This window comes from Devosia sp. 1566, from assembly GCF_004005995.1.
Lineage (GTDB): Bacteria > Pseudomonadota > Alphaproteobacteria > Rhizobiales > Devosiaceae > Devosia.
Genome location: NZ_CP034767.1, coordinates 2,978,535 through 3,000,898, shown reverse-complemented (window position 1 = coordinate 3,000,898; position 22,364 = coordinate 2,978,535). Strand labels below are relative to the sequence as shown.

Here is a 22,364-nt window from a genome sequence, read left to right as displayed (position 1 = left end):
GCGGCTTGCGGGAACCAAGGGCAAGGGAGTCCGCTTGAAGAAGCGGAGTATCCCCCATGCCCAAAGTGCACAAGATCGCGACACCGTCCCCACCCCCGCCTTCTGACTTCATTGAGCCCATGGAAGCAAAGCTCGTCGAGGACTTGCCGCAAGGCGAGGGCTGGCAGTTCGAGCCGAAATGGGATGGCTTTCGCTGCATTGCCGTTAAGGCCGGAGGTGAGGTCGCGCTCTTTGCTAAGTCGGGCAAGCCTTTGGGCCGGTACTTCCCGGAGATGGTTGCTGCGCTCGCGGAGGTTCCTGCCGAGCAGTTCGTGCTCGATGGCGAGCTGGTAATTCCCGCCGCCGGCACCTTGTCCTTTGATGCCCTGCAGATGCGGCTGCATCCCGCGGAAAGTCGCGTGCGCAAGCTTGCGGCGGATACCCCAGCCCTGCTCGTGGCCTTTGACCTGCTGGCCGATGAAGACGGCGCCAGTCTGATCGGCGCGCCATTTTCGGAGCGGCGGCAAAAGCTCGAAGCCTTGCTGGCACATGCCCCGGAGGCCGCGCGGCTGCGCTTGTCCCCGCGTACCCAAGATCGAGCCGTTGCAGAAGGCTGGCTGGGGCAGACCGGCGCAGCAATCGACGGGGTCATCGCCAAGCCCAGTAACGAACCCTATCAGAGTGGCACGAGGGCGATGCTCAAGATCAAGCGCATCCGGACCGCCGATTGCGTTGTTGGTGGCTTTCGCTACGGGAGCAATAATCACGAGGTCGGCTCCCTGCTGCTCGGGCTCTATAACGAGCAAGGCTTGCTCGATCATGTGGGCTTTACCTCGGGCATCGCTTCGCGCGACCGTGCCGAAATCACCGCGAGGGTAGAGGCGCTTGCCGGCGGCGAGGGCTTTACCGGCGACGCTCCAGGCGGCCCCAGCCGCTGGAGCACAGAGCGCTCGACTCAATGGGTGGCGCTCAAACCCGAACTCGTGGTCGAGGTGTTCTACGACCACGTTACGGCCGGCCGGTTCCGGCATGGCACGCGGCTACATCGCTGGCGTCCGGACAAAGCGCCACGCCAATGCACTTTCGAGCAGATCGCCCCGGCGGCTTCGGCCGAGAGCTTGGCTGCGCTGAACCTCTAGGAACATCATGGACGGCTTGCTTCCTGTACTCGGCGTGGCTTTGGTTGCGGGCCTTGCCTCACCACTCGGCGGTTTCATCGCCACGCGAATCCGCCCGTCATCGCTGTTCCTGAGCCTGGCCGTGGGCCTGGCCGCGGGCGTGCTGCTGGGCACTTTTGCCTTCGAACTGGTGCCCAGCGCTTTGGAGCGGGCGCCGCTGGCCTTGGTTGCGGTCTGTTTTGCCGTAGGGTTCGCCTTGGTCTACGGGCTGGATCTTTTGGTAAACCACGGTGCCTTGGCCGGGCCTGAGGCAGACCAGAAGCCGGCAGTTGACGCCAAGCAGAAGCGCCACAACAAGGGAGCGCGCAAGGTCGCAGTGATCGGGGCGGCGACCAGTTCTGAAGAACTGATCGAGGGACTGGCGATCGGGGTCAGCGCCGCTGCGGATCTGCGGGTGGCACTGATCGTAGGACTGGCCATCGTTCTCGACAATATCAGCGAGGGCTTGAGCCTCGGAGCCATTGATGCCGCTTCGGGAGAGGAAGGCGCCGCCCGCAAGACCTTGCTGTGGACCAGCCTGATCGGCGTTTCGCTGTTTGTTTCGGCAATGGTCGGCTGGTTCCTGCTCAAAGGCCTACCCGAACCCGTTCTGGGCAGCCTTCTCGGCTTGGGTGCGGGCGCCATGTTTTATCTGACCATCGGTAGTTTGCTGCCCGAAGCGGAAAGCCACCAGTTCCAGCAGTCGGCCGCTATTGCGATCGGACTTGGCTTCGTCCTCGTGATGGTTCTGTCCAACCTTGAGGCTGGGGCAGGCTAGCGTTGAAAACGCCACCCGGTCGATGACGAGTTCGACGCCGGCTGAGAGGGGGCACCATTGCCTTCGCACGGTCCCTCGTGTTCTTAAGGCAGCGTTCTTTATTGTTTCAGGTATCGTCTAAGCATGGTTGCACCGCAAAGGATCGGCGTTCTCACCTTTCATCGGTGTATCAATTACGGCTCATACTGGCAGGCGCGGCAACTGGTGGAAGGTCTTCGCGCGCGCGGCCTCGACGCCGTGTTGCTTGAACATGAATCCGCCCGGGTCAATCGCCTGGAGTGGCGCTGCGCACTGCAGCCGCTCCTGCCGATCAAGACCTCGGCCGAAGATTATCCGCGCTATCGCGAGAAGATGGGCAAGTTCTTTGCCGCCTTTGACACGCTGCCGCTGTCGCAGCGCTTTGCCCTCGATGCGGCCGAAACCATGGAAATCTTCGACCTGATCCTTGTCGGCAGCGATGAAGTCTGGAACCTGCGTCACCCCTGGTACGGCGCGGTGCCCCTGTTTTATGGCGATGGGCTGCGCGCGGGAAAACTAGCGTCTTACGCCGCCAGTTTTGGCAATTACCCCGCTGGCGATGGCCTTGATCCGGTTTGGGCGGACAAGTTGCGGCAGTTCGATGCCATCGCGGTGCGTGACGCCAATTCTCATCGCCTCGTCAGCGAAGCCTTGGGGTTCGAGCCAACCCTGGTGCTCGATCCTTGCCTGCAATTCCCGCCAACGGCGGAGCCGCTTGTGGCTGAGGCGCCTTATCTGGCGGTTTATGGTCATGGATTGTCCGGATGGTTCCGGGAGGGCGTGCGCCGGTTCGCGGAGGACAAGGGGCTCCGGCTCGTCAGCATTGGCTATCGCAATGACTGGGCCGACGAAAGCTGGATCGAAGCGGGTCCCGAGGAGTTCGCGCGCTTCATTGCTGGGGCCAGCGCAGTCGCCACCAATTTCTTCCATGGCTGCGTGTTCGCGCTCCTGAACAACAAGCCATTTGCCGCCGCGCTGTCCGATTACCGCTCCAACAAGGTCCGGGATCTCATGGCGACGGTGGGGGCCGAACGGCACCTCGCCAGTGCCGAGACGTCGGCTGAGCAATATGCTGCCATCCTGGGAGAAGCTCTCGACCCCATGGTGGCAGCGCGGATCGAAGCCTTGCGTGTCCATTCCAACGGCTATCTCGACCATGTCCTTGCTTGATCCGGCGCCCAAGCGGGCGGAGCCCAAACTGGTCAGTCCTGACGCCATTGTGCGCGCGGGGCTGTGCATCGGTTGCGGCAGTTGCGTCGCGCAGGCGAATAACGGTGCGGCGGCGATGGATTGGGATGCCTATGGGCAGAAAAAGCCCATCGGTCCGGCTAGTTTCATGGGCGAGGCCACCGAGGCGTTCTCGCGCACCTGTCCGTTTTCGCCGCTGGCGCGCAACGAGGATCAGTTGGCGCTGGAGCGTTTTGCCGAGGCGCCTCTCAGCGATCCGCGCATCGGGCGCTATGAGGCGGCTTATGTTGGCGCCGTCGCCGAGCCCGATTTCCGGGCCGAAGGCAGTTCGGGCGGAATGGTCAGCTGGGTTGCGGCGGAGTTGCTGCGCCAAGGCTTGGTGGAAGGCGTCGCCCATGTCGCGCCCGAGCTTCCCGAAACCGGCAATGGCTTTTTCCGCTATCGCATCTCGCGTGATCTTGACGAACTGCGGGGCGGCGCCAAGTCGCGCTATTACCCCGTGGATATGGCCGGGGTCATCGCACAAATTCGTGCCGTGCCCGGACGCTATGCAGTGGTGGGCATCCCCTGTTTTATCAAGGCGGTAAATCTCCTCCGCGAGGAAGATCCTGTCCTCAAGGAGCGCATCGTTTTCGTGCTGGGGCTGTTTTGCGGCCACATGAAAAGCGCTCGGATGATCGAAAGCTTTGCCTGGCAGATGGGGGCGGAGTGGAGCGAGGTGCAAAAAGTCGAGTACCGGCTCAAGAACCCTGACCGGCCTGCCAATTGGTACACGGCACAGCTGACGCAGCGCGATGGCAGCGCCCGCACGCAGGACTGGTGGCACCTCGTGGATGGCGATTGGGGCTCGGGCTTCTTCATGAACTCGGCCTGCAATTACTGCGACGACGTGGTGGCGGAAACCGCCGACATCGCCTTTGGCGACGCCTGGGTGGAGCCCTATTCATCGGACGGGCGCGGCACCAATGTGGTGATCGTGCGCTCGCCGCTGGTGCATGGTCTGGTGAAGAACGCCATCGGCGAAGGGCGGCTGGATCTGCAGCCGGTCGACCACGAGTTTGTGGTGCAAACGCAGGCTGCGGGGTTCCGGCAGCGGCGCGAGGGGCTCGCATATCGGCTGAGTTGGCCCAAACCGGGCCTTCGGCCTAAAAAGCGTGTCGCACCGAACCAGCATGGTATCGCGCCGCGGCGCAAGCTCATCTACATGATGCGTTTTGGTATCAGTGCCTGGAGCCACCGCATGGCCTGGCTTGCCAAGCAGACCGGCCAGCCTCGGCTTTATGTGGGCTGGAGCCGGGCGGCGCTGGCGGTCTACCACGGCGTGGCCTATGGGCGGGGGCGCATCGGCAAGCTCGTGGACAAGCTCAAGATCAAGGGTGAGGGCGGCTAACAGCCGCCCCCAAGGGATCAAACACGCAGCGGTGCAGCGGTTGAGTCGCTAACCTTGGTCGCGCCAGCGGGCGCATATCGCTCGATCATCTGGCGGCAGAACTCGGCAAACTCCTCGGGCACCTGCGGAGCGCTGGTGTGATGGGGCGCGATACCGCGGTGTTCTGGCGTAAAGCAGAAGGTCACCGTGACGTTGAAGTCTTCGAGCGCCTTCATCTGGCGGTCGAACCAATCCAGCGCATCGGGACGGAAGCTATCGGCCCAGGACAGGCCGGTGCGCATATAGGTGACGCCCAAATCCTTCATGTGCCGCACGGCATCATCGAGCCGGTGATCGTGGTAATGAAACCACTGCACCACGCCCATATCGGGCGTATGCTTGCGGAACTCCTCGTAGGCTGGCTTGGGCGTGCCGTCTTCCCGCAGCAGCCCCATATAGAAGTGCCGGTAATAGGATGAGCCCTCGGCCTCGCGGTGGCGAGTGGTGGCCTCCCACTCGCGGGGAAGATCGTAGAGGCTGTACCACTGGATGCGCTCAACCTTGCCCTTGAGCAGCTCGGCGGTACGCTGCAGGCCCCAAAGCTGGACCTCCTCGGCGCCAAAGGTGGAAATACCCACTTCGCTGATCCAGATCGGCAAGTCGGTCACAGCGCGGATTTCGTCGACCTTGGCTGGCCATTCCCCGATCTGCCACAAGTTCCAGTCGAGAGGGAACCCATGCAGCGCGACGGCGTCGAGCCGGTCGAGCACGCCATAGCCCTTCATGCGATTGATGAAGCCGGGATCGATGGGGGAAATGCCACCGAGCACACGCTTGATCGCCGGGTTCTGTGCCTTGATGGCGTCGGCCGCCAAATTGACCATCTGGCCGAAACGGCTCCAATCGGGGTCGATCTCGGGGTCCCAATGCGATTTGTTGTTGGGCTCGTTCCAGATCATCGCGGCTTCAATCATGCAGTGGCTCCTGTGGCCGGGTAGACCGGCTTGGCATAGGGGGATTGTGCCGCAGTGCGGCAGATATAGACCTCTTGCTCGGGGTGGCTGATGATCTCAAAACCCGCGCTGCGCAGCAAAGCTTCGGCGGCCGCGGCATTGGGCACAAACCAGTTGGTTGGGTCGTTGCTGTAGCGCTGCTCAATGAGGTGGAGTTTGGGATAGCCCGGCTGGTCGAAAATGGCGGTTTCGGTGAACGGGTAGTCGCTCTCGAGCGGCAGGATCTCGGTCGACCCGCGCTGCATGGATTGGAACACCAGGAGGTCCTTGGCCACGTGTTCGCGGATCAAATCGAGCGCCAAGAGCGGATGGCGCAAGTGGTAGAGCACGCCCATGAAGATGACGACGTCGAATTTCTCGCCCAGCGCCCCGACATCGTAAACCGAGAGCTTGCGGAACTCGATATCGGCTCCCGCTGTCTCGGCGACAAAGCGGGCCTGGTCGAGGTAGTGGTCATCGAAATCGACCGCCAGGACGCGGTCGGCGCCGCGCTTTTTCATTTCGAGTGAATAGAAGCCGGCGTTGCAGCCAATATCGAGCACACTCTTGCCCGTTAGGTCAGCGGGGATCGCGTCAGCAAATCTGCGGTACTTGCGGCCGGGATAATCGCCCAGGAAGTGGTTAGGCGCAGTCCAAACGCCGCCCAGATCGATATTGTGGAACCACGGCCCCAAGGTTTCAATCTTTTGTTTCAACTCATCGGCCGACAAAGCCATGACTGTTCCTTGTTGCTGCGCTTGGATGCTGATGATACGGGCACGCTGGCTAGGAGATAACTTCGTTCAGCGTCCAGAGCTTGGCGCCCCAGTCACCGACGACAATTGTCGTGATGGATGCCGGGCCGATATCGAAACGGGGCCAGGCGTCAATGGGAAGGCCCAGAACATAGCTGACCAATGTCTTGATAATATCGGCATGACTGACAAGCACGAGGCGCCCGTTCTCATGCTCCGCGACAAGGCGCTCCAGCAATGTGAGTGCCCGGCGTTGCACGTCCAGCATGGATTCTCCACCGGCCGTGCGGCTGAGGCTGCGGATCGTGTTCCATTGCCGCCAGGTTGGGTCGGTATTGAGCACGTCGAAAGTCTTGCCTGACCAGGCGCCGAAGTCCACTTCATCGAGTTCTGGCGCAGTATGGACCGGCAAATCGCGCTCAGCTGCTATCGCCGCCGCGGTTTCCTGCGTCCGTTCACGCGGGCTGGCATAAATGGCATCGAACTGCTCGCTCGCCATGCGCTGGCCAAGCCGTGCAGCTTGGGCGCGGCCTGCTTCACCCAGCCGGATGCCTGGCGTCCGTCCGGCCAGAAACCCCCCGACATTGTCATGGGCTGCGTGGCGGACCAGATAAAAAGTGGTGGTCACTCGGCCGCTCCGAGCAGCCCGTCCTCCGTGCCGGCAATAAAGGCCATCGTGCGCTGCCGCGCTTCGTCATCGGTGAACTGGGTGGGCGGGGACTTCATGAAATAGCTCGAGGGGCCCACGAGAGCACCACCAATGCCCCGGTCGAGCGCGAGCTTGGCGCAGCGCACGGCATCGATCACGACACCAGCCGAATTGGGCGAGTCCCAGACTTCAAGCTTGAGTTCTGCATTGAGCGGGACACCACCAAAAGTTGTGCCTTCTAACCGAATATAGGCCCATTTCCGATCGGTCAGCCACGGCACATGGTCGCTGGGGCCGACATGGATGTCGTTGGCGGGAAGGGGAACGTCGATCTGGCTCGCGACCGCCTGGGTTTTGGAAATCTTCTTGGATTCCAGCCGCTCGCGCTCCAGCATGTTGAGGAAATCGGTGTTGCCGCCGAAATTGAGTTGATAGGTGCGGTCGAGCTTGACGCCGCGCTCGCGGAACAAGTTCGCGAGCATGCGATGCACGATGGTGGCGCCAACCTGGCTCTTGATATCATCACCAATGATTGGCAGGCCCTTGTCAGCGAACTTCTGTTCCCATTCTGCGCGCGAGGCGATGAAAACGGGAATGCAGTTGATAAAGCCGCAGCCGGCAGCCAAGGCCTGCTCGGCATAGAACTTCGTCGCCTCTTCCGAGCCCACCGGTAGGTAGGAGATGAGCACGTCCACTTGCGCGTCCCGCAGAATAGCGGCCACGTCGGCAACCGGCGCATCAGACTCGGTTACTGCGTCAGCGAGGTATTTGCCAATGCCATCCAGAGTGGGGCCGCGCTCAACGGTTACCCCCGTGGGAGCAACCTGAGCAAAGCGATGGGTATTGTTGGGCTCGGCGCCGATGGCTTCGGCGACATCGCGCCCGACCTTGCCCTCGGCAACGTCGAAAGCCGCCGCAACTTCGATGTCACGGATATGATAGCCGCCCAGGTCCACATGCATGAGCCCCGGCACAGGTTCATTGCCGTCGGCGTCGCGATAATAGGTGAGTCCCTGAACCAATGAAGATGCGCAGTTGCCCACCCCTACGAGCCCGATGCGAATCTTCTTTGAAGCCATGCCCTATATTCCTCGCTAAGCATCTACAATGCTGGTGCAAAACGGCGCCCCGGGGGCTTGGTTCCCGTTGCGCGGGAACGCCTCCTGGCGCCTAACACAGAGCTGCATTGTGCGTTGCCGAGCGCCGTGAGTAAAGGGAGTCTGGGGAAATGCTGGTTTATGGCGACGCCGAGCGGCTCGAAAATGCTCGGGATCTGGGGGCGGAAATTACCCAGAAGCTGCTGGGTTTGCAAGGGATGCCGCCTGGAATTGCCCGGCATGCGGCGCTGGTAAGTGCCTTCATCCGTGCCGGCGAGTTGGCGCAAGGATTGCTCGATATCGCCTGGAAGATGGATGAAGCTGACGACTGGAGCGCTGATGCACTAGCAAGCAGCACCCTGCTGATCGGGCTGGCCGGGATGGTGGGACGGTCCTGGGCCGGTTGCGAACTTCAATGCGGCGAAGTTCCCGTCGAACAGCTGAACCAACTCAGCCGTTCGGTTTCGATCCGCACCAAACAAGGTGAGGGCTATGCGTTCTACGCCCTTTTTCCCGAAGGCTATCTCCTGGCAGCGCAACGATCGGGGTTGGGTCCCCAAACGGTGGTGCTCGGCATACGAAGCATTGGCACGGGTCTCGCCGCCATGGTTGCGGCAGGCCTGGGCGCCGATTCCATGTTCACGCTGCGCCCTCATGGGCACCCCTATCATCGGCAGATCACCGTCGCACCAGGGCTTGCCGCCAGAATTCTCGCAGACCCGCAAGCCCACTTCGCCATAGTAGACGAAGGCCCGGGGCTATCGGGCAGTTCCTTCGGCAGCTTTGCCGATTGGCTGGAGGCTGCCGGCATTACGCCCGAGCAGATCCACTTCTTCCCCAGCCATACAGGAGATTTAGGACCTCAGGCCGAGTCCCGTCATCGCGAACGCTGGGCCCGAGCACAACGCCACAGCGTCGGTTTTGACAGTGTCGTGCTGAACAGAACTGGTTTCATGGGCGGCCTTGCGGGTTGGGTCAAGACCTTGATCGGGCCGCTCCAGGAGCCATTGCGGGATATCTCGGGAGGCGGCTGGCGGCAGCTTGGAGCAGCTGATGCGGCCAATTGGCCGCCTGTCGACACGGGGCTAGAAAAACGCAAGCTGCTGGCGGTTTCGGCAACGGGCACCTGGCTGGTGAAATGGGCCGGGCTGGGCCGCATGGCGGACGACAAGCTGCGGCGCGGGCACCAGTTGGTCGAAGCGGGATGGACCCCGGAAATCGCGGGTATGTGCCACGGCTTCCTCGTGCAGCGCTGGGCCGAGGGCAGCAGTCTGCGCCAAGCACAGCCAGAACGGGGCTGGCTGCTGGAGCAGGTCGGCGAGTACCTTAGCTTTCGCGCGCGCGCCTTTCCCGCCGACGCTGCGGGGGCATCGCTTGGCGAGTTGTACGAGATGGCGCGATACAATATCGGCGTGGTGCTGGGGGAGGATGCGTCCAAGCGGGTCAGCATGGCACTGGGCGCTCCGGAGGCGCTCGCTGACCGAGTGCAACCGGCTCATACCGACAATCGCCTGCACTGGTGGGAGTGGCTGGTCACCCCGCAGGGGCGATTGTTGAAGACCGATGCACTGGATCACGACTCGGCCCACGACCTGGTGGGCTGTCAGGACATTGCCTGGGATCTCGCCGGGGCGGCAGTCGAGCTGGAACTCACGGCGGCCGAACGCACCAGCCTCGCCCAGAAGGTGGCAGCAGCCGCGGGCCGGCCTGCCGATCTGGAACTGCTCGACGCCATGGAGCTGTGCTATCTGGGGTTTCAGATCGGCCTCTGGAGCTTTGCTGCCGGCAGTAATGGTGGTGCGGATGCCGAGGCCGCCCGCGCAATGGTGCAACGCTACGCCAAATTAGCGGCCGCGTGCTTATCTGGTCATTCACCTCCCACGCCGAACCAATTTGCTGGGGCAAGGTGAATGCCATAGGGCTGCCGAAATGTGTCGTAAACCAAATCACTTGACGTGAGCAGGGAAGGTTGACGGTCTCCAACCGGAATGACACCGAAGGGGTGGCCAGAGGCAGTAGCCCAGTCGGCCGAAACTCGAAAGCGTGAACGAGGGCTGCACTCTCGGGCGGTGCTGGTTGGCGGGCTTAAGCATTGATGGGGGACAAGGACGCCGCGTTGCGTCTGAGATAGGCTGACATTTGCTTTGGCCGCCGACCGGTTCAAAGGGGCGCGAGAACCGGGCTCTTGCGGAAGATATCGGGGCCAGCCCCATCAAGACGGGAACACACCATGACTGGGCACACACCCAAGCCAGAATGGGCGCAAAGTAAACGTGAGCGCGACAATGCGGCCCGGGAAACCGCAGGGCTAAAACCGCGTCGGCGGCTCGGACCCTGGATCGTGCTGGCCCTGCTTGTGCTGGGCGGGGTGGGCTATTTCCTCTGGATGCGAGCCCAACCGGCTCCCGTTGAGCAGGCACCGGTCGCTGAGGCGGCCGAGCCGGTGATGCAGCTCAATCCTCTCGAGATCACCCAGGTGGAGCCTCAGACGCTGCAGCAATTGGTCAAGGTGACGGGCTCCCTTGCACCACAGCGCCAGACCCAGTTGGGTTCGCAGGTGGCGGGCCGGGTTGTGGCCGTGCTGGCCCGGCCGGGCGACACGGTGAACGAGGGCGATGTGCTCATGCAGCTCGACACCGAGAGCCTGCAAATTCAGCTCGACCAGCAGACCAACACCGCCGAAGCCACTCGTGCCCAGTTGCAGCTCGCTGAAAGTCAGCTGGCGCGCACCACTGATCTGATCCAGCGCGGACTGTCCGCTTCATCCGGCCTTGAAGAGGCGCAGTCGAGTGTGGATGCGCTACGCGCCAATCTTGCTGCCTTGGAAGGTCAGGTGGAGGCGGCGCGCATTGCGGTGCAAAACGCCACCCTGCGCGCCAGCATGAGCGGTATCATTTCAGAGCGCGCGGTGGAGCCGGGTCAGACCGTGCAACCTGGAACGCCCCTCTTCACCATTGTCGATCTCAGCCAGATGGAAATGGATGCGGCCGCCCCGGTGGGCGCGAGCAGCCTCGTTGCCGCCGGGCAGCCGGTGTTGATCAACGTGGAAGGGTTTGGAGACCGGACCTTTGACGGCACGGTTGATCGGGTCAACCCCGTAGCCGTAGCAGGCACTCGGACCATCCCGGTTTACATTGGCCTCGATAATCCCGATGGCCTGTTACGCGGCGGTATGTTCGCCACCGGCCAGATCGTGGTTGCCGAAGCGGTCGACGCCTTGGCGGTACCTACCGGTGCGGTGCGCGAGGATGCCGAAGGGTTCTTCCTGCTCAAGGTCGAAGGCGATCACGTCGTGCGTCAAGCCATCGAGCAAGGGTCCACCTGGAACGGGGGCCGTTTGGTGCAGATCACAGCGGGTCTGCAGCCTGGCGACATGATCGTTACCGCTCCCCTGAGCCAGTTGCAGCCGGGTAATCGCGTCGAGATGGTGGAGGGCTAGATGTTTCTTACCCGAATCAGCGTCAATCAGCCCGTCTTTACCACCATGATCATGGTGGCGATGCTGGTGTTCGGCATCTACTCCTATCAACGACTGCCCATCGAGCAGTTGCCCGATATCGACCTGCCAGTGGTTGCCGTGGTGGTGAGTTATCCCGGCGCTTCCCCTGAGGCCGTGGAAAACGACATTGTCGAGCCGATCGAAGAGGCAGTGAACACGATCAGTGGGCTCGACACCATCCAGTCGACCTCGCAGGCCGGGCAGGCCCTCGTGATCATCATCTTTGACATGAACGTCAACTCGCAGACGGCGGCGCAGGATGTTCGCGACCGGTTGGCCACGGTTGAAGCGAACTTTCCCGACAACGCCGGGGATGCGCAGGTGCTTCGCTTCGATCCTTCCGAGTTGCCGGTGATCTCGCTGGCAGTCAGCTCGGAAACAATGTCGCCGCGCGATCTGACGGCGCTTACTGAGGACGAGATTGTCACGCGGCTATCCAATATTCCCGGCGTAGGACGCGCGACTGTGGTCGGGGGCGTGCCGCGCCAACTCAATGTGCTGGTCGATCCTGATCGCCTGAACGCGTTCAATATTGGGGTCGACCAGGTGCTGCAGGCGCTGCGCCAGGAGAACCAGAACCTACCGGCAGGCTCCATTACCGAAGGTGCGCAGGTGCAATCGATCCAGGTCGAGGGCCGCATCGGCGAGGAAGCCGATTTCCTCGACATCGTCGTGGGGCGCCAGGGTGGTCAGCCAGTTTATCTGCGCGACGTCGCCGTCGTCGAGAATGGGCAGGCGGAGGTGGAAAGCCTCGCGCTGCTGAACGGGCGGCCGGCGCTGGCGATTGACGTTGTCAAGACGCAGGGCGCCAACACGGTGCAGGTCGCCGAGCAGGTGCGCGCCACTTTGGCCGATCTGCAGGCGAACGAACTGCCAGAGAGCGTGCGCATCGACATCGTCAGGGACAACGCCATTCCGGTCGAGCAGTCTTTCCATGCGGTGCAGAACATGCTGATCGAGGGCGCGGTTCTCGCCGTCGTTATCGTGTTCCTTTTCCTCAATTCCTGGCGCTCGACCGTGATCACGGGGCTGACGCTGCCGATCTCGATCATCGGCACGATGATCGTGCTGTATTTCCTGGGTTTTACCCTCAACATGATGACGTTGATGGCACTGTCTCTGGCCGTCGGCATCTTGATCGATGACGCCATTGTGGTGCGCGAAAACATCATGCGGCACTTGCATATGGGCAAGTCGCACCGGCAGGCAGCGCTGGATGGCACCAACGAGATCGGCCTGGCGGTGCTCGCCACCACGCTATCCATTGTTGCCGTGTTCATGCCGGTCGCCTTCATGGAAGGCATTTTAGGCCGGTTCTTCCTGCAGTTCGGAGTCACCGTGTCCGTTGCAGTGCTGATCTCACTGTTTGTGGCCTTCACTCTTGATCCGATGATGTCGAGCGTCTGGTATGATCCGGCCGCCCATCCGGGCGCCAAGCGCGGGCCGGTGGGGCGCGCAGTGGCGCAGTTCGACCGGTTTTTTGAGTGGATCGCACAGGGATACCGTGGCCTGTTGCGCTGGTGCCTCAAATTCCGCAAGATCACGCTTGGGATTGCATTGCTGTCCTTTGTCGGCACCTTCTTCTTGTTCCCACTTGTGGGCGTGGAGTTTGTTCCGGCGACTGATACGGGTGAATTCCAGGTCGAGATCGAGACGCCTCCGGGTTCCTCCATCGAATACACGGCCAGCAAGGTGCTGCAGGTGGATTCAACGCTCAAGCGCTTCCCCGAGGTCGAAAGCACCTATGCGACAATCAATGCGGGTACGACCACAGGTGACAACCGCGCGACGATTGTGGTGTCCATGGTGGATCAGGGACTGCGTGAGCGCACGCCAACAGAAATGACCATCCCGGTGCGCGAGGCCCTGGCGCAAATTCCGGGAGCGACGTTCATGGTGGGTGCTGCGGGGGGACTTGGGGGGCTAAGTGCGCCGATCTCGGTGACAATTTATGGCGACAACTTCGCTGTGCTGGAGCGGCTAGCCAACCAGTTGCAGGCGCGCATGGAGGAAATCCCGGGCCTAGTTGACGTGCAATCCAGCCTCGATGCCGCCCAGCCCGTCCTGGGCGTGCGCATTGATCGGGATCGCGCCAGTGATCTTGGAGTCAGCTTGCAGCAGATCGGCAATACGCTTGGTCCCATGCTGGGTGGTCAGGATGTGACCGATTGGACCGCGCCTGATGGCGACAGCTACACGGTTTCCGTCCGGCTGCCGGAGTGGGCGCGCGATGACGTTACCGCGTTGGGGTCGCTGCCGATTACCCAGAGCGGGGCCACGGGCTCCAATGGTATGGTGCGGCTGGATCAAGTCGCTGAGATCGTCCAGTCCACCGGGCCGGGCGAGATTTTGCGGCAGGATTTGTCGCGCCAGGTCAGTGTTGAGGCCGGCCTCGCTGGTGTTGAACTCGGCAACGTCATGCCAGCGGTTCAGGCCGCGACGGAAAGCTTAGTTCTCCCAGCAGGATATAGTGTTTCACTGGGCGGGGATGTGGAACAGCTCAACGAAACCGCGAGTTCGGCCGGTTCGGCGCTGCTGCTGGCGGTGATTGCCATTTATCTTGTGTTGGCCAGCCAGTTTGGCAGTTTCTTGCAACCGCTGGCGATCATGGTGTCGTTGCCGCTGGCGCTGATTGGCGTGATGGTGGGGCTGCTGATCGGCGGGTCCACGCTCAACATGTTCTCGGTGATCGGCTTCATCATGCTGATGGGCCTTGTCGTCAAGAACGCTATCTTGTTGGTAGACAACGCAAATCAGCATGTCAGAGAAGGCTGGAACCTTTACGAGGCGCTGGTGGAAGCGGGCGGCACCCGGTTCCGCCCGATCATCATGACGACCCTCGCGATGATCTTTGGCATGCTGCCATTGGCGTTAAGTTTGCATGAGGGGAGTGGGCAGAATGCGCCGATGGCGCAGGCGGTGATCGGGGGGCTGGTGAGTTCCACGGCGCTGACGCTGGTCGTGGTGCCGGTGATGTTGACCTATCTCGATAGCTTTGCGCGGTTCAGCCGGCGCTTCCTGCCCAAGGCGCCATCCGATGAACCTGAGCAAATTGTTACGTAAATATAAAGGGTTAGTAGGGAACCATTCGTACTGCTGCCCGTTGTGAGGGTAAGCCGGCCCAAGGCGTGGCAGCGACAATTCCAGCCAATGGGTGTGCGCTTCCGCCTCTCCGCCGCGTTCCTTTTCAGACTGATGGAGGGCGGAGGCGAGGCAAAACCGCTGTTTGTTCATCTAGATGAACCGATTCTGAACGGGTTCTGAACGCGCGGGAGCCAGCCCATTCGCCCGGTGGCGGAGGGCTTGGAGCGGGCTGCCAAGAGACCGGGAAGTTGTCACCCGGCCGAGCTCGTAATGCGCTCGATTTATGACTGATGTTGGTGTTGGCGGCACCGCATCCAAAAGCCGGCGCCGTTCGTTTCGCTTTACATAGCCGCTTGGCGGCAGCTTTGGCATAGGAGACTCAATGTCAGCCCCCCTCGCGCAGTCCAAGGCCTATCCGTCCCGGTTCGAAGCGGATGAAAACCCGCTGATCTGTTTCTCCCATCTGCGATGGGACTTCGTGCTGCAGCGGCCACAGCACCTGATGCAACGATTTTCGGCCAAGCGGCGGGTGTTCTTTTTTGAAGAATACATCCCGACCGACCACAACCTGCCTTATCTGGAATATCATCCCTTTGCGGGCACGGAAGTGATTGCCGTGCGGCCAAGGCTGCCGCGGTCCTGGAGCGAAGCGGAGCGGGAGCAGGGCCTTGCGGCGCTGCTCGATCTGATGCTCAAGGTCAATCGCATAAGCAAGCCGGTGCTGTGGTTCTATACGCCCATGATGTTTGGCTTTGCCCGGCATGTGGACGCAGCGGCAGTGATCTATGATTGCATGGACGAGCTGGCCAATTTCCGCTTTGCTCCGCCCCGGTTGCGGGTACTGGAGGCCGACCTGCTGAAGCGGGCCGATGCGGTGTTTACCGGCGGCTACAGCCTTTACGAGGCCAAACGGCATGCCCATGCCAATATTCACCCATTTCCATCCAGCGTTGAGACCGCCCATTTTGCCAAAGCCCGCCGCCCACGGCAGCTGGGCAAGACCTTCGGCTTCTATGGGGTGATCGACGAGCGGATGGATCTGGACCTGCTGGCGGAGGTTGCAGCCTTGCGACCCGAATGGTCCTTCGAGATTGTCGGGCCGGTGGTCAAGATCAGCGCGGCCGATCTGCCCCAAGCATCCAATATCAGCTTTGTGGGCCAGCGTGACTATGCCGATCTGCCGGGCATCGTGGCGAAATGGGACGTGGCCCTGATGCCCTTTGCGGTCAATGAAGCCACCAAGTTCATCAGTCCCACCAAGACGCCGGAATATCTAGCGGCGGGCAAGCCGGTGGTGTCAACGCCGGTGCCCGATGTGGTGCGCCAATATGGCAAGGTGCGGGGCGTCAGCATTGCGGCGGGTGCCGCGGAATTCGTGGCGGCCTGCGAAGAAGCACTTGAGCTCGCCGCGGCTCCCGCCGGATGGCTGCCCGGCGTCGACAGGATCCTGGCCGAGATGAGTTGGGACAAGACCGCCATGAATATGGATGCATTGGTGCAGGAGGCAATCGAAGCTGCCAGCGTGCCATTGCGGCTGATGAATGGGCGGACAACGCTCGGGGTGAGCTCGGTATCGGCTTGACCGCCGGAGGCCTGGCGCAGGCCAGGACCTACCGGGCGATCTTAACCTTCGAGCCTGCCTGCGGATTCAGCGCCGACAGGCCACGTGCCGGGCTGTCGGGCTGGCCCCCTATTGCAAAGGAGGCCCCCGGCTGGCGGGGAGAACAAGCCATGCTCGGACAAGACCTTGATGCCGCTGGAGCGGTCCCGTGAGCGCCCCAGCGCCGGCGCCAGCGCCGAAGCTGTTCCAGTCCTTTATGCAAGGCGGGTTCGAATGCTCGACGCATAAGCGCAAGAGCGGTTTGCGGCTCGACATCATTGCATCCAGCGAACATGACCAATTTGCCGCTGAGGATTACCGGCAGTTGCAGGACTTCGGCATTCGCACTGTGCGAGATGGCGTGCGCTGGTACCGGATCGAGACCAGCCCGGGCCAGTATGACTGGTCGAGTTGGTTGGGAATGCTGCAAGCGGCCAAAGCGACTGGAACCCAGGTCGTTTGGGACCTGCTGCATTATGGCTGGCCCGACGATATCGATATCTGGAAGCCGATCTTTGTCGACCGGTTCGCCCATTTCGCGAGGGCTGCGGCGCAACTGGTGCGTGAGCAAAGCGATGCGGTGCCGTTTTATGCTCCGGTCAACGAAATCTCGTTTTTTGCCTGGGCAGGTGGGGATGCGCGCTATCTCAATCCCTTTGCCAGCAAGCGCGCATACGAGCTCAAGGTACAACTGGCGCGCGCGTCACTGGCGGCGATGCGTGCCATTCGCCAGGTGGACGCGCGAGCCCGGTTCGTGCATTGCGACCCCATCATCAACATCGTGGCTTACCCCCGCCGGCCGGAGCAGGCCAAGATAGCGCAAGGGCATACACAGGCGCAGTTCCAGGCGTGGGATATGCTGGCGGGGCGCCTGCTGCCGGAGCTTGGCGGTAGCCCTGATCTGCTCGATATCGTGGGGGTCAATTACTACCACAACAATCAGTGGTTCCATAAAGGGCACACGATCAAGATGAACTCGGCCCATTACCGGCCGCTGCGGCAGATGCTGGCCGACACGCATGCACGCTATGGACGGCCCATGCTGGTGGCGGAAACGGGCATCGAGGATGAGCGCCGGCCGGCGTGGTTTGCCTATGTGGCCGATGAGGTGGCGGCGGCGCGCACCATGGGCGTGCCGATGGAAGGCATCTGCCTTTATCCCGTGCTCAATCATTTCGGCTGGGACGATGACCGGCCGTGCCACAATGGCTTGCTGGAGCATCATCGCGAGGGCGATGGGCGGCGGGTGTATCAGCCGCTCGCCGACGAAATCATGCGCCAACGCGCGGCGCATCCCGATTGGCACTAGTAAGGGGAGCCCGGGGGGCTCCCCTCAGTTGCAGGAGGTCCTAGCCTTCGAGCCAGCGGACCTGTTCGGGCGTCAGCTTGATGTCGAAGGCCGACATGCTGTCATCGAGTTCGGCGAGGGTGCGCGGCCCGATCAGCGGCACGACGGGGAAGGGCTGGTGCAGCACATAGGCCAGGGCCACATGGATGGGGCTCTTGCCGAGTTCCCGCGCGAGTTGCACGGCGCGGTCCCGGCGGCCGAAGTTCTTCTCGTTGTACCAGACGCGGACCAGTTCCTCGTTGTCGAGCTTGTCGCGACCGGCACGGTCGGTAAAGAAGCCGCGCCCCTGGCTCGACCAGGCGAAGTTGGGGATCTGCCGGTCACGGAACCAGGCTTTCCACGCATCGTCCGACGAGGACACGCAGCCGGGCCAGATGACGTCCTGCATTTCGGCGAGGGCGAAGTTGTTGGAGAGGGCGCCGGGCTTCTGCTTGCCGGTCTTTTCGGCATAGGCGATGGCCTCGTCCATGCGCTCGCGCGTCCAGTTGGAGCCGCCAAAGATGCCGCGAATGCGGCCGGCGTGGACCTCGCGGTCCATGGCATCGACAAATTCGCCAACCGGCACGTCCGTGTTGTCGCGGTGCATGAAATAGATGTCGACATAGTCGGTTTGCAGCCGGTCGAGCGACTGGGTCAGCTGCTTGCCGATCTGGTCGGGATAGCAAAGCGGGGAGTGGGCGCCCTTGCCGATCAGCACGGCCTGTTCGCGGGTGCCGCGGCTGGTGTGCCATTGACCAAAGAGGGTTTCGGTATAGCCGGCGCCGTAGACAAAGGCGGTATCGAAGAGATTGCCGCCCTTTTCCCAATAGGCATCCATCAGCACCGAGCCCGAGGCAAAGGTGCGGAAATCCTCAAAGCCCAGCGCCACAGCCGAAAGCGCCTTGGAGAGGCCCGGCAGGTTGCGGCGCGGGATGGTGGTGCCGCCCGCGCGCAAGGCTTCGCCAGAAATGGTCGAGGTGGCGCGGGTCGATTGCTCGATGGCGAACTCGACGCCGGCTTCCTTGCGCCAGAGATCGAGGACCCGCGCATTGCCCAAAGAATCGGCCCAGGACATGCCGGGCGCATCGAGTTGGGTCTTGCCGGCAAGGATCGCCTGACTCGCCGCTTCCGCTTCGAACGAGAACAGATGGGCGTCGATGCCGAGGTCGATGGTTTCGCGGCTGCCATCGGGCTTGACGATGTCGATCCGCCCGGGACCACCGGCATTGTTGGGGCCGCCGGCAAACCAGAAGCGAGGCACTTCGATGCGGCCTTCCGAGCCCATGATGCGCAGGGTGTTGTCGAGATTGACGAGCACGGCGCAGGAGACCTGGGCGATGATGCCATTGGGGAAGGTGAGGGTCGCGGCGGCCCAGTCATCGGTGCCCTCGGCATTGAGGCGCGCGGTGCCGGTGACCTCGATGGGATCGAGGAAAGGCTGGTTCTGGGTAGCGCCGGCGATGAAGCGGGCGATGGAAACAGGATAACAGCCCACATCCATGATGCCGCCGCCGGCCAGATCATTGCTGAACAGGCGATGCTCGGGCATGAAGCGGGGCATCTGGAAGCCAAAGCTCGATTCAATCATCCGAACTTCGCCGATGGCGCCCGAAGCGATGAGCTCGCCGAGTTTGCGGGTCACGGGATGCAGGCGATACATGAAGGCTTCGGCAGCAAAAGTGCCAGCCTGGCGGTGGGCATGGAACACCGCGTCGGTCGCAGCGGCCGACAGCGTCATGGGCTTTTCCACCAGCACATGCTTGCCGGCGCGAGCGGCCTTGATGGCCCATTGCGCATGGAAGGGGTGGGGCGTCGAGATATAGACGGCATCCACTTCGGGATCATCCAAGAGGGCCTGATAACCATCGACGATCCGCGCGCCCGGGAAGTTCTCGGCGAGGTCGGGCTTGCCCGGATTGCGCGCGCCAATGGCAACGAGCGTGCCGCTCTTGGCTTGGGCGAGGCCGAGCGCGAAGGCCTTGGCGATGCCGCCTGGCCCCAGAATGCCCCAGCGGACGGGATTGGTTGTAGTCATGGTTGGTCCTTTGCAGAAAAGTTGATCAGCGCAGCCGTTGGCCGGCAGCGTCGAAGAGGAAGGCTTTGGCTGAATTGATGGACACCAGCAGCTGATCGCGGCGGGTTTCGTGGCGCGATTCCTCGCGCTCGATCACCAGCGGTTCGCCCGATTTGGTGTTGGCGTAGAGATAGGAGGTGGAGCCGAGATGCTCCGCCACATCAACGGCAAGGGGGAGGTCGAGATCGCCCGCGCCCGCTTCCCCCCAATGTTCAGGGCGCACGCCCAGGGTGACGCGATCGCCCGCGCGCAGGCCCGGCGCGACGACGCGCATGGGCAGGCGGGCGTTGTTCTGGTTGGTGAGCTCGATCACGGTGCCAGCGGCGCCGTTCTGCACCACCTGGCCGGCCAAAAAGTTCATCTTGGGCGAGCCGATGAAGCCGGCCACGAACTGGTTGGCGGGATCGTCATAGAGCTCGAGCGGGGCGCCCATCTGCTCGATGCGGCCTTCGCGCAGCACCACGATCTTGTCGGCGAGGGTCATCGCCTCGGTCTGGTCGTGGGTGACATAGATCATGGTGGTGCCCAGCTCCTTGTGGAGGCGGGCGATCTCGACGCGCATCTGCACGCGCAGCTCGGCATCGAGATTGGAAAGGGGCTCATCGAAGAGGAAGGCCTGGGGCTCGCGCACAATGGCGCGGCCAATGGCGACGCGTTGGCGCTGGCCGCCCGAGAGCTGCTTGGGTCGGCGGGCGAGCAGGGGCTCGATCTGGAGGATCGCGGCGGCGCGCTTGACGCGGCGCTCGGTATCGGCGCGATCATTGCCGTTCATGCGCAGCCCGAAGCTCAGATTCTGCTCGACGGTCATGTGGGGGTAGAGCGCATAGGTCTGGAACACCATGGCGATGCCGCGCTCGGCGGGCTCGACATCGTTGACGGTGCGCCCGCCAATGCCGATCTCGCCGGTGCTGATGTCCTCGAGGCCGGCGATCATGCGCAGGAGCGTGGACTTGCCGCAGCCGGAGGGGCCGACAAAGACGACGAACTCGCCATCGGCCACATCGAGGCTGACGCCATGGATGATGGGGACGGCGCCAAAGCGCTTGGTGACATTGCGCAGGGAGACTTCGGCCATGGCGGCGCTCCTATTTGATGGCGCCGGCGGCGATGCCGGCAATGAAGTGGCGCTGCAAGAGGAGGAAGACGACAAGCATGGGCGCGGTCAGCAGCACGGCGCCGGCCATGATGCCGCCCCAGGAGACTTTGGTGAGCCCGATCAGCGAGCCCAGGGCGACGGGGGCGGTGAACATGGCGCGGTCGGTCGAGATCAGGAGGGGCCAGAGATAATTGTTCCAGGAGGCAAGGAAGAGAATGATCGAGAGGGCGGCAATGGTGGGGCGCGCGAGCGGCATGGCGACAAAGAGATAGATCTTCCATTCCTTGACGCCCTCGACGCGTGCGGCATCGAAAAGGTCATTGGGCATCATGGAAAAAGCCTGGCGCATAAAGAGGACGCCCAGGGAGTTGAACAGCGGCGGCACGATCAGGGCGATCCAGGTATTGGCGAGCTTGAAGTCGCGGGCGACCATGACGAATTGGGGGATCACCACCACGAAATAGGGCAGGGTGATGGTGCCGAGGATAATGGCAAGGACGAGGGGCTTGCCGACGAATTCGTAGCGGGCGAGGGCCCAGCCGGCCATGGAGGTGAGGAATACCGAAAGGGCGGTGTAGATCACGGCGACACCCACCGAAACGCCGAGCGCGCGCAGGAAATCGGTATCGGCCTGCATGTTGGCGATGTTGGCGAAGAACTGGTCGGAGAACCAGAGCTCGATATTGGGCGAGAAGATGCCGTAGTCGGGCATGGTGGAGAACACCAGCATCATCCAGAGGGGGAAGAGCCAGAGCAGGGCCAGCGGCAGGAGCAGCAGGTGGAGGGCGATGGTTTGGGTGCGTTCGCGGCGGGACTTGCTCATTTGGGCTCCCTTCCGAGCCAGAGCTGGGCCAGCGAGATGGCGACGGCCAGCGCGGCGATGGCGTAGGCGACGGTGGAGGCATAGCCGAAGTTGCCCGAGCCAAATCCCTGCCGGTACAGGAAGAGCCCCAGGGTTTCGGTGGCCTGGCCGGGGCCGCCGCGATTGGTGATGAGGAAGGGCTCGGAAAAGAGCTGCATGGTGCCGATGATGGACAGGACGGCGCAAAAGATCAGGATGGGTTTGAGGAGGGGCAGGGTGATGAAAAAGAACTGCCGCACCTTGCTGACGCGATCGAGGGTTGCGGCTTCGTAGACGTCTTCGGGGATGGATTGCAGGCCCGCGAGGATGATGATGGCGTTGTAGCCGGCCCAGCGCCAGGTGACGGCCATGATGAGCACGGCCATCGCGGCGGTGGGGTTGGCGAACCAGTCGACGCGGGGCAGGCCGACCCCGGTCAGCAGCTTGTTGACGATGCCAAAATCGAAGCTGAACATCAGCCGGAAAATGGCGGAATAGGCGACTTCACCCACAACCACCGGGGCAAAGAAGGCGAAGCGGAACAGGGGCCGCGCCTTGAGCTTGGGGGAGTTGAGGAGCACGGCCATGAGGGTGGCGAGCACCAGCATGACGGGCACCTGGATGACGAGGATCACCAGGGTGTTGCGCAGGGCGTTGAAGAAGGCGGGGTCGCCGATCATGCGCGTCCAGTTGAACGCGGGGTTGAACACCCAGGGGTTCACGCGCGTGTTGTGCAGCGAGATCACAAAGGAATTGATGATCGGCCAGATCCAGAAGGCCAGAAAGATCAGCAGATAGGGAGCCAGGAACCCATAGGCCGGGCCATTGCGCAGGCGCATGCAAGAACTCTCCCGCTCCGGA

The 22,364-nt window shown here is 62.5% G+C and carries 15 protein-coding genes and 2 pseudogenes; 9 read left to right on the top strand and 8 right to left on the bottom strand.

The annotated features are described in order from the left end of the window. Window positions 1–56 precede the first annotated feature (56 nt). From ELX51_RS14365 to ELX51_RS14350, 4 genes are all read left to right on the top strand, one after another. Window positions 57–1,118, top strand: coding sequence for an ATP-dependent DNA ligase (locus ELX51_RS14365; RefSeq protein ID WP_127754168.1), 1,062 nt, complete (start codon window positions 57–59; stop codon window positions 1,116–1,118). A 4-nt stretch (window positions 1,119–1,122) separates the two neighbouring features. Beyond that, a complete protein-coding gene (locus ELX51_RS14360; protein ID WP_127754167.1) occupies window positions 1,123–1,914 on the top strand; it encodes a ZIP family metal transporter in 792 nt (263 codons plus the stop codon). 123 nt (window positions 1,915–2,037) lie between these two features. Beyond that, the gene (locus ELX51_RS14355; protein ID WP_127754166.1) at window positions 2,038–3,102 is read left to right on the top strand and encodes a polysaccharide pyruvyl transferase family protein; all 1,065 of its coding nucleotides are present in this window, start codon (window positions 2,038–2,040) and stop codon (window positions 3,100–3,102) included. Then, window positions 3,089–4,510, top strand: a complete 1,422-nt coding sequence (locus tag ELX51_RS14350; RefSeq protein WP_127755302.1) for a Coenzyme F420 hydrogenase/dehydrogenase, beta subunit C-terminal domain — start codon at window positions 3,089–3,091, stop codon at window positions 4,508–4,510. The genes ELX51_RS14355 and ELX51_RS14350 overlap by 14 nt, the downstream gene beginning before the upstream one ends. 17 nt (window positions 4,511–4,527) lie before the next feature. Here the strand turns inward: ELX51_RS14350 and ELX51_RS14345 are convergent, their stop codons facing one another. From ELX51_RS14345 to ELX51_RS14330, 4 genes are read right to left on the bottom strand one after another with little or no spacing between them, the layout of a single operon-like run. Further along, window positions 4,528–5,463 carry a beta-xylosidase gene (locus ELX51_RS14345; RefSeq protein ID WP_127754165.1) on the bottom strand — a complete coding sequence of 312 codons (936 nt, stop codon included), beginning with the start codon at window positions 5,461–5,463 and terminating at the stop codon, window positions 4,528–4,530. After that, window positions 5,460–6,218 carry a TIGR04290 family methyltransferase gene (locus tag ELX51_RS14340; protein ID WP_127754164.1) on the bottom strand — a complete coding sequence of 253 codons (759 nt, stop codon included), beginning with the start codon at window positions 6,216–6,218 and terminating at the stop codon, window positions 5,460–5,462. Before ELX51_RS14340 ends, ELX51_RS14345 begins: the two co-directional genes overlap by 4 nt. A gap of 49 nt (window positions 6,219–6,267) precedes the next feature. After that, entirely contained in the window at window positions 6,268–6,864 is a 597-nt protein-coding gene (locus tag ELX51_RS14335; RefSeq protein WP_127754163.1) for a histidine phosphatase family protein, read from the bottom strand. After that, entirely contained in the window at window positions 6,861–7,964 is a 1,104-nt protein-coding gene (locus ELX51_RS14330; protein WP_127754162.1) for an inositol-3-phosphate synthase, read from the bottom strand. Before ELX51_RS14330 ends, ELX51_RS14335 begins: the two co-directional genes overlap by 4 nt. Before the next feature lie 149 nt (window positions 7,965–8,113). On the opposite strand from ELX51_RS14330, the gene ELX51_RS14325 reads away from it, so the two are divergent. The 5 genes and pseudogenes from ELX51_RS14325 to ELX51_RS14305 form a co-directional block, all read left to right on the top strand. After that, complete coding sequence (locus tag ELX51_RS14325; protein ID WP_206524634.1) at window positions 8,114–9,892, top strand: hypothetical protein; 1,779 nt, start codon at window positions 8,114–8,116, stop codon at window positions 9,890–9,892. A 320-nt stretch (window positions 9,893–10,212) separates the two neighbouring features. Then, window positions 10,213–11,421: an efflux RND transporter periplasmic adaptor subunit gene (locus ELX51_RS14320; protein WP_127754161.1), complete on the top strand. Its 1,209-nt coding sequence runs from the start codon at window positions 10,213–10,215 to the stop codon at window positions 11,419–11,421. Next, window positions 11,422–14,544, top strand: coding sequence for an efflux RND transporter permease subunit (locus tag ELX51_RS14315; protein WP_127754160.1), 3,123 nt, complete (start codon window positions 11,422–11,424; stop codon window positions 14,542–14,544). A gap of 523 nt (window positions 14,545–15,067) precedes the next feature. Next, a pseudogene (locus ELX51_RS14310) lies at window positions 15,068–16,075 on the top strand (glycosyltransferase); the annotation flags it as partial. Window positions 16,076–16,355: 280 nt separating this feature from the next. Then, window positions 16,356–17,474, top strand: a pseudogene (locus tag ELX51_RS14305) (glycosyl transferase family 1); the annotation flags it as partial. Between the two features lie 40 nt (window positions 17,475–17,514). Here ELX51_RS14305 and ELX51_RS14300 read toward each other — a convergent pair. From ELX51_RS14300 to ELX51_RS14285, 4 genes are read right to left on the bottom strand one after another with little or no spacing between them, the layout of a single operon-like run. After that, entirely contained in the window at window positions 17,515–19,527 is a 2,013-nt protein-coding gene (locus tag ELX51_RS14300; RefSeq protein WP_127754158.1) for an aldo/keto reductase, read from the bottom strand. Window positions 19,528–19,552: 25 nt separating this feature from the next. Then, window positions 19,553–20,641, bottom strand: coding sequence for a sn-glycerol-3-phosphate ABC transporter ATP-binding protein UgpC (ugpC, locus tag ELX51_RS14295; RefSeq protein WP_127754157.1), 1,089 nt, complete (start codon window positions 20,639–20,641; stop codon window positions 19,553–19,555). Window positions 20,642–20,651: 10 nt separating this feature from the next. Further along, the gene (locus ELX51_RS14290) at window positions 20,652–21,485 is read right to left on the bottom strand and encodes a carbohydrate ABC transporter permease (RefSeq protein ID WP_127754156.1); all 834 of its coding nucleotides are present in this window, start codon (window positions 21,483–21,485) and stop codon (window positions 20,652–20,654) included. Next, on the bottom strand, window positions 21,482–22,342 hold the full coding sequence (locus tag ELX51_RS14285; protein ID WP_127754155.1) for a sugar ABC transporter permease: 861 nt from the start codon (window positions 22,340–22,342) through the stop codon (window positions 21,482–21,484). The genes ELX51_RS14290 and ELX51_RS14285 overlap by 4 nt, the downstream gene beginning before the upstream one ends. Window positions 22,343–22,364 lie beyond the last annotated feature (22 nt).

Coding starts and splice junctions, on each gene's coding strand:
- ELX51_RS14365 (WP_127754168.1), top strand. CDS start 57: ATGCCCAAAGTGCACAAGATCGCGACACCGTCCCCACCCCCGCCTTCT.
- ELX51_RS14355 (WP_127754166.1), top strand. CDS start 2,038: ATGGTTGCACCGCAAAGGATCGGCGTTCTCACCTTTCATCGGTGTATC.
- ELX51_RS14350 (WP_127755302.1), top strand. CDS start 3,089: ATGTCCTTGCTTGATCCGGCGCCCAAGCGGGCGGAGCCCAAACTGGTC.
- ELX51_RS14345 (WP_127754165.1), bottom strand. CDS start 5,463: ATGATTGAAGCCGCGATGATCTGGAACGAGCCCAACAACAAATCGCAT.
- ELX51_RS14340 (WP_127754164.1), bottom strand. CDS start 6,218: ATGGCTTTGTCGGCCGATGAGTTGAAACAAAAGATTGAAACCTTGGGG.
- ELX51_RS14330 (WP_127754162.1), bottom strand. CDS start 7,964: ATGGCTTCAAAGAAGATTCGCATCGGGCTCGTAGGGGTGGGCAACTGC.
- ELX51_RS14325 (WP_206524634.1), top strand. CDS start 8,114: ATGCTGGTTTATGGCGACGCCGAGCGGCTCGAAAATGCTCGGGATCTG.
- ELX51_RS14320 (WP_127754161.1), top strand. CDS start 10,213: ATGACTGGGCACACACCCAAGCCAGAATGGGCGCAAAGTAAACGTGAG.
- ELX51_RS14315 (WP_127754160.1), top strand. CDS start 11,422: ATGTTTCTTACCCGAATCAGCGTCAATCAGCCCGTCTTTACCACCATG.
- ELX51_RS14300 (WP_127754158.1), bottom strand. CDS start 19,527: ATGACTACAACCAATCCCGTCCGCTGGGGCATTCTGGGGCCAGGCGGC.
- ugpC (WP_127754157.1), bottom strand. CDS start 20,641: ATGGCCGAAGTCTCCCTGCGCAATGTCACCAAGCGCTTTGGCGCCGTC.
- ELX51_RS14290 (WP_127754156.1), bottom strand. CDS start 21,485: ATGAGCAAGTCCCGCCGCGAACGCACCCAAACCATCGCCCTCCACCTG.
- ELX51_RS14285 (WP_127754155.1), bottom strand. CDS start 22,342: ATGCGCCTGCGCAATGGCCCGGCCTATGGGTTCCTGGCTCCCTATCTG.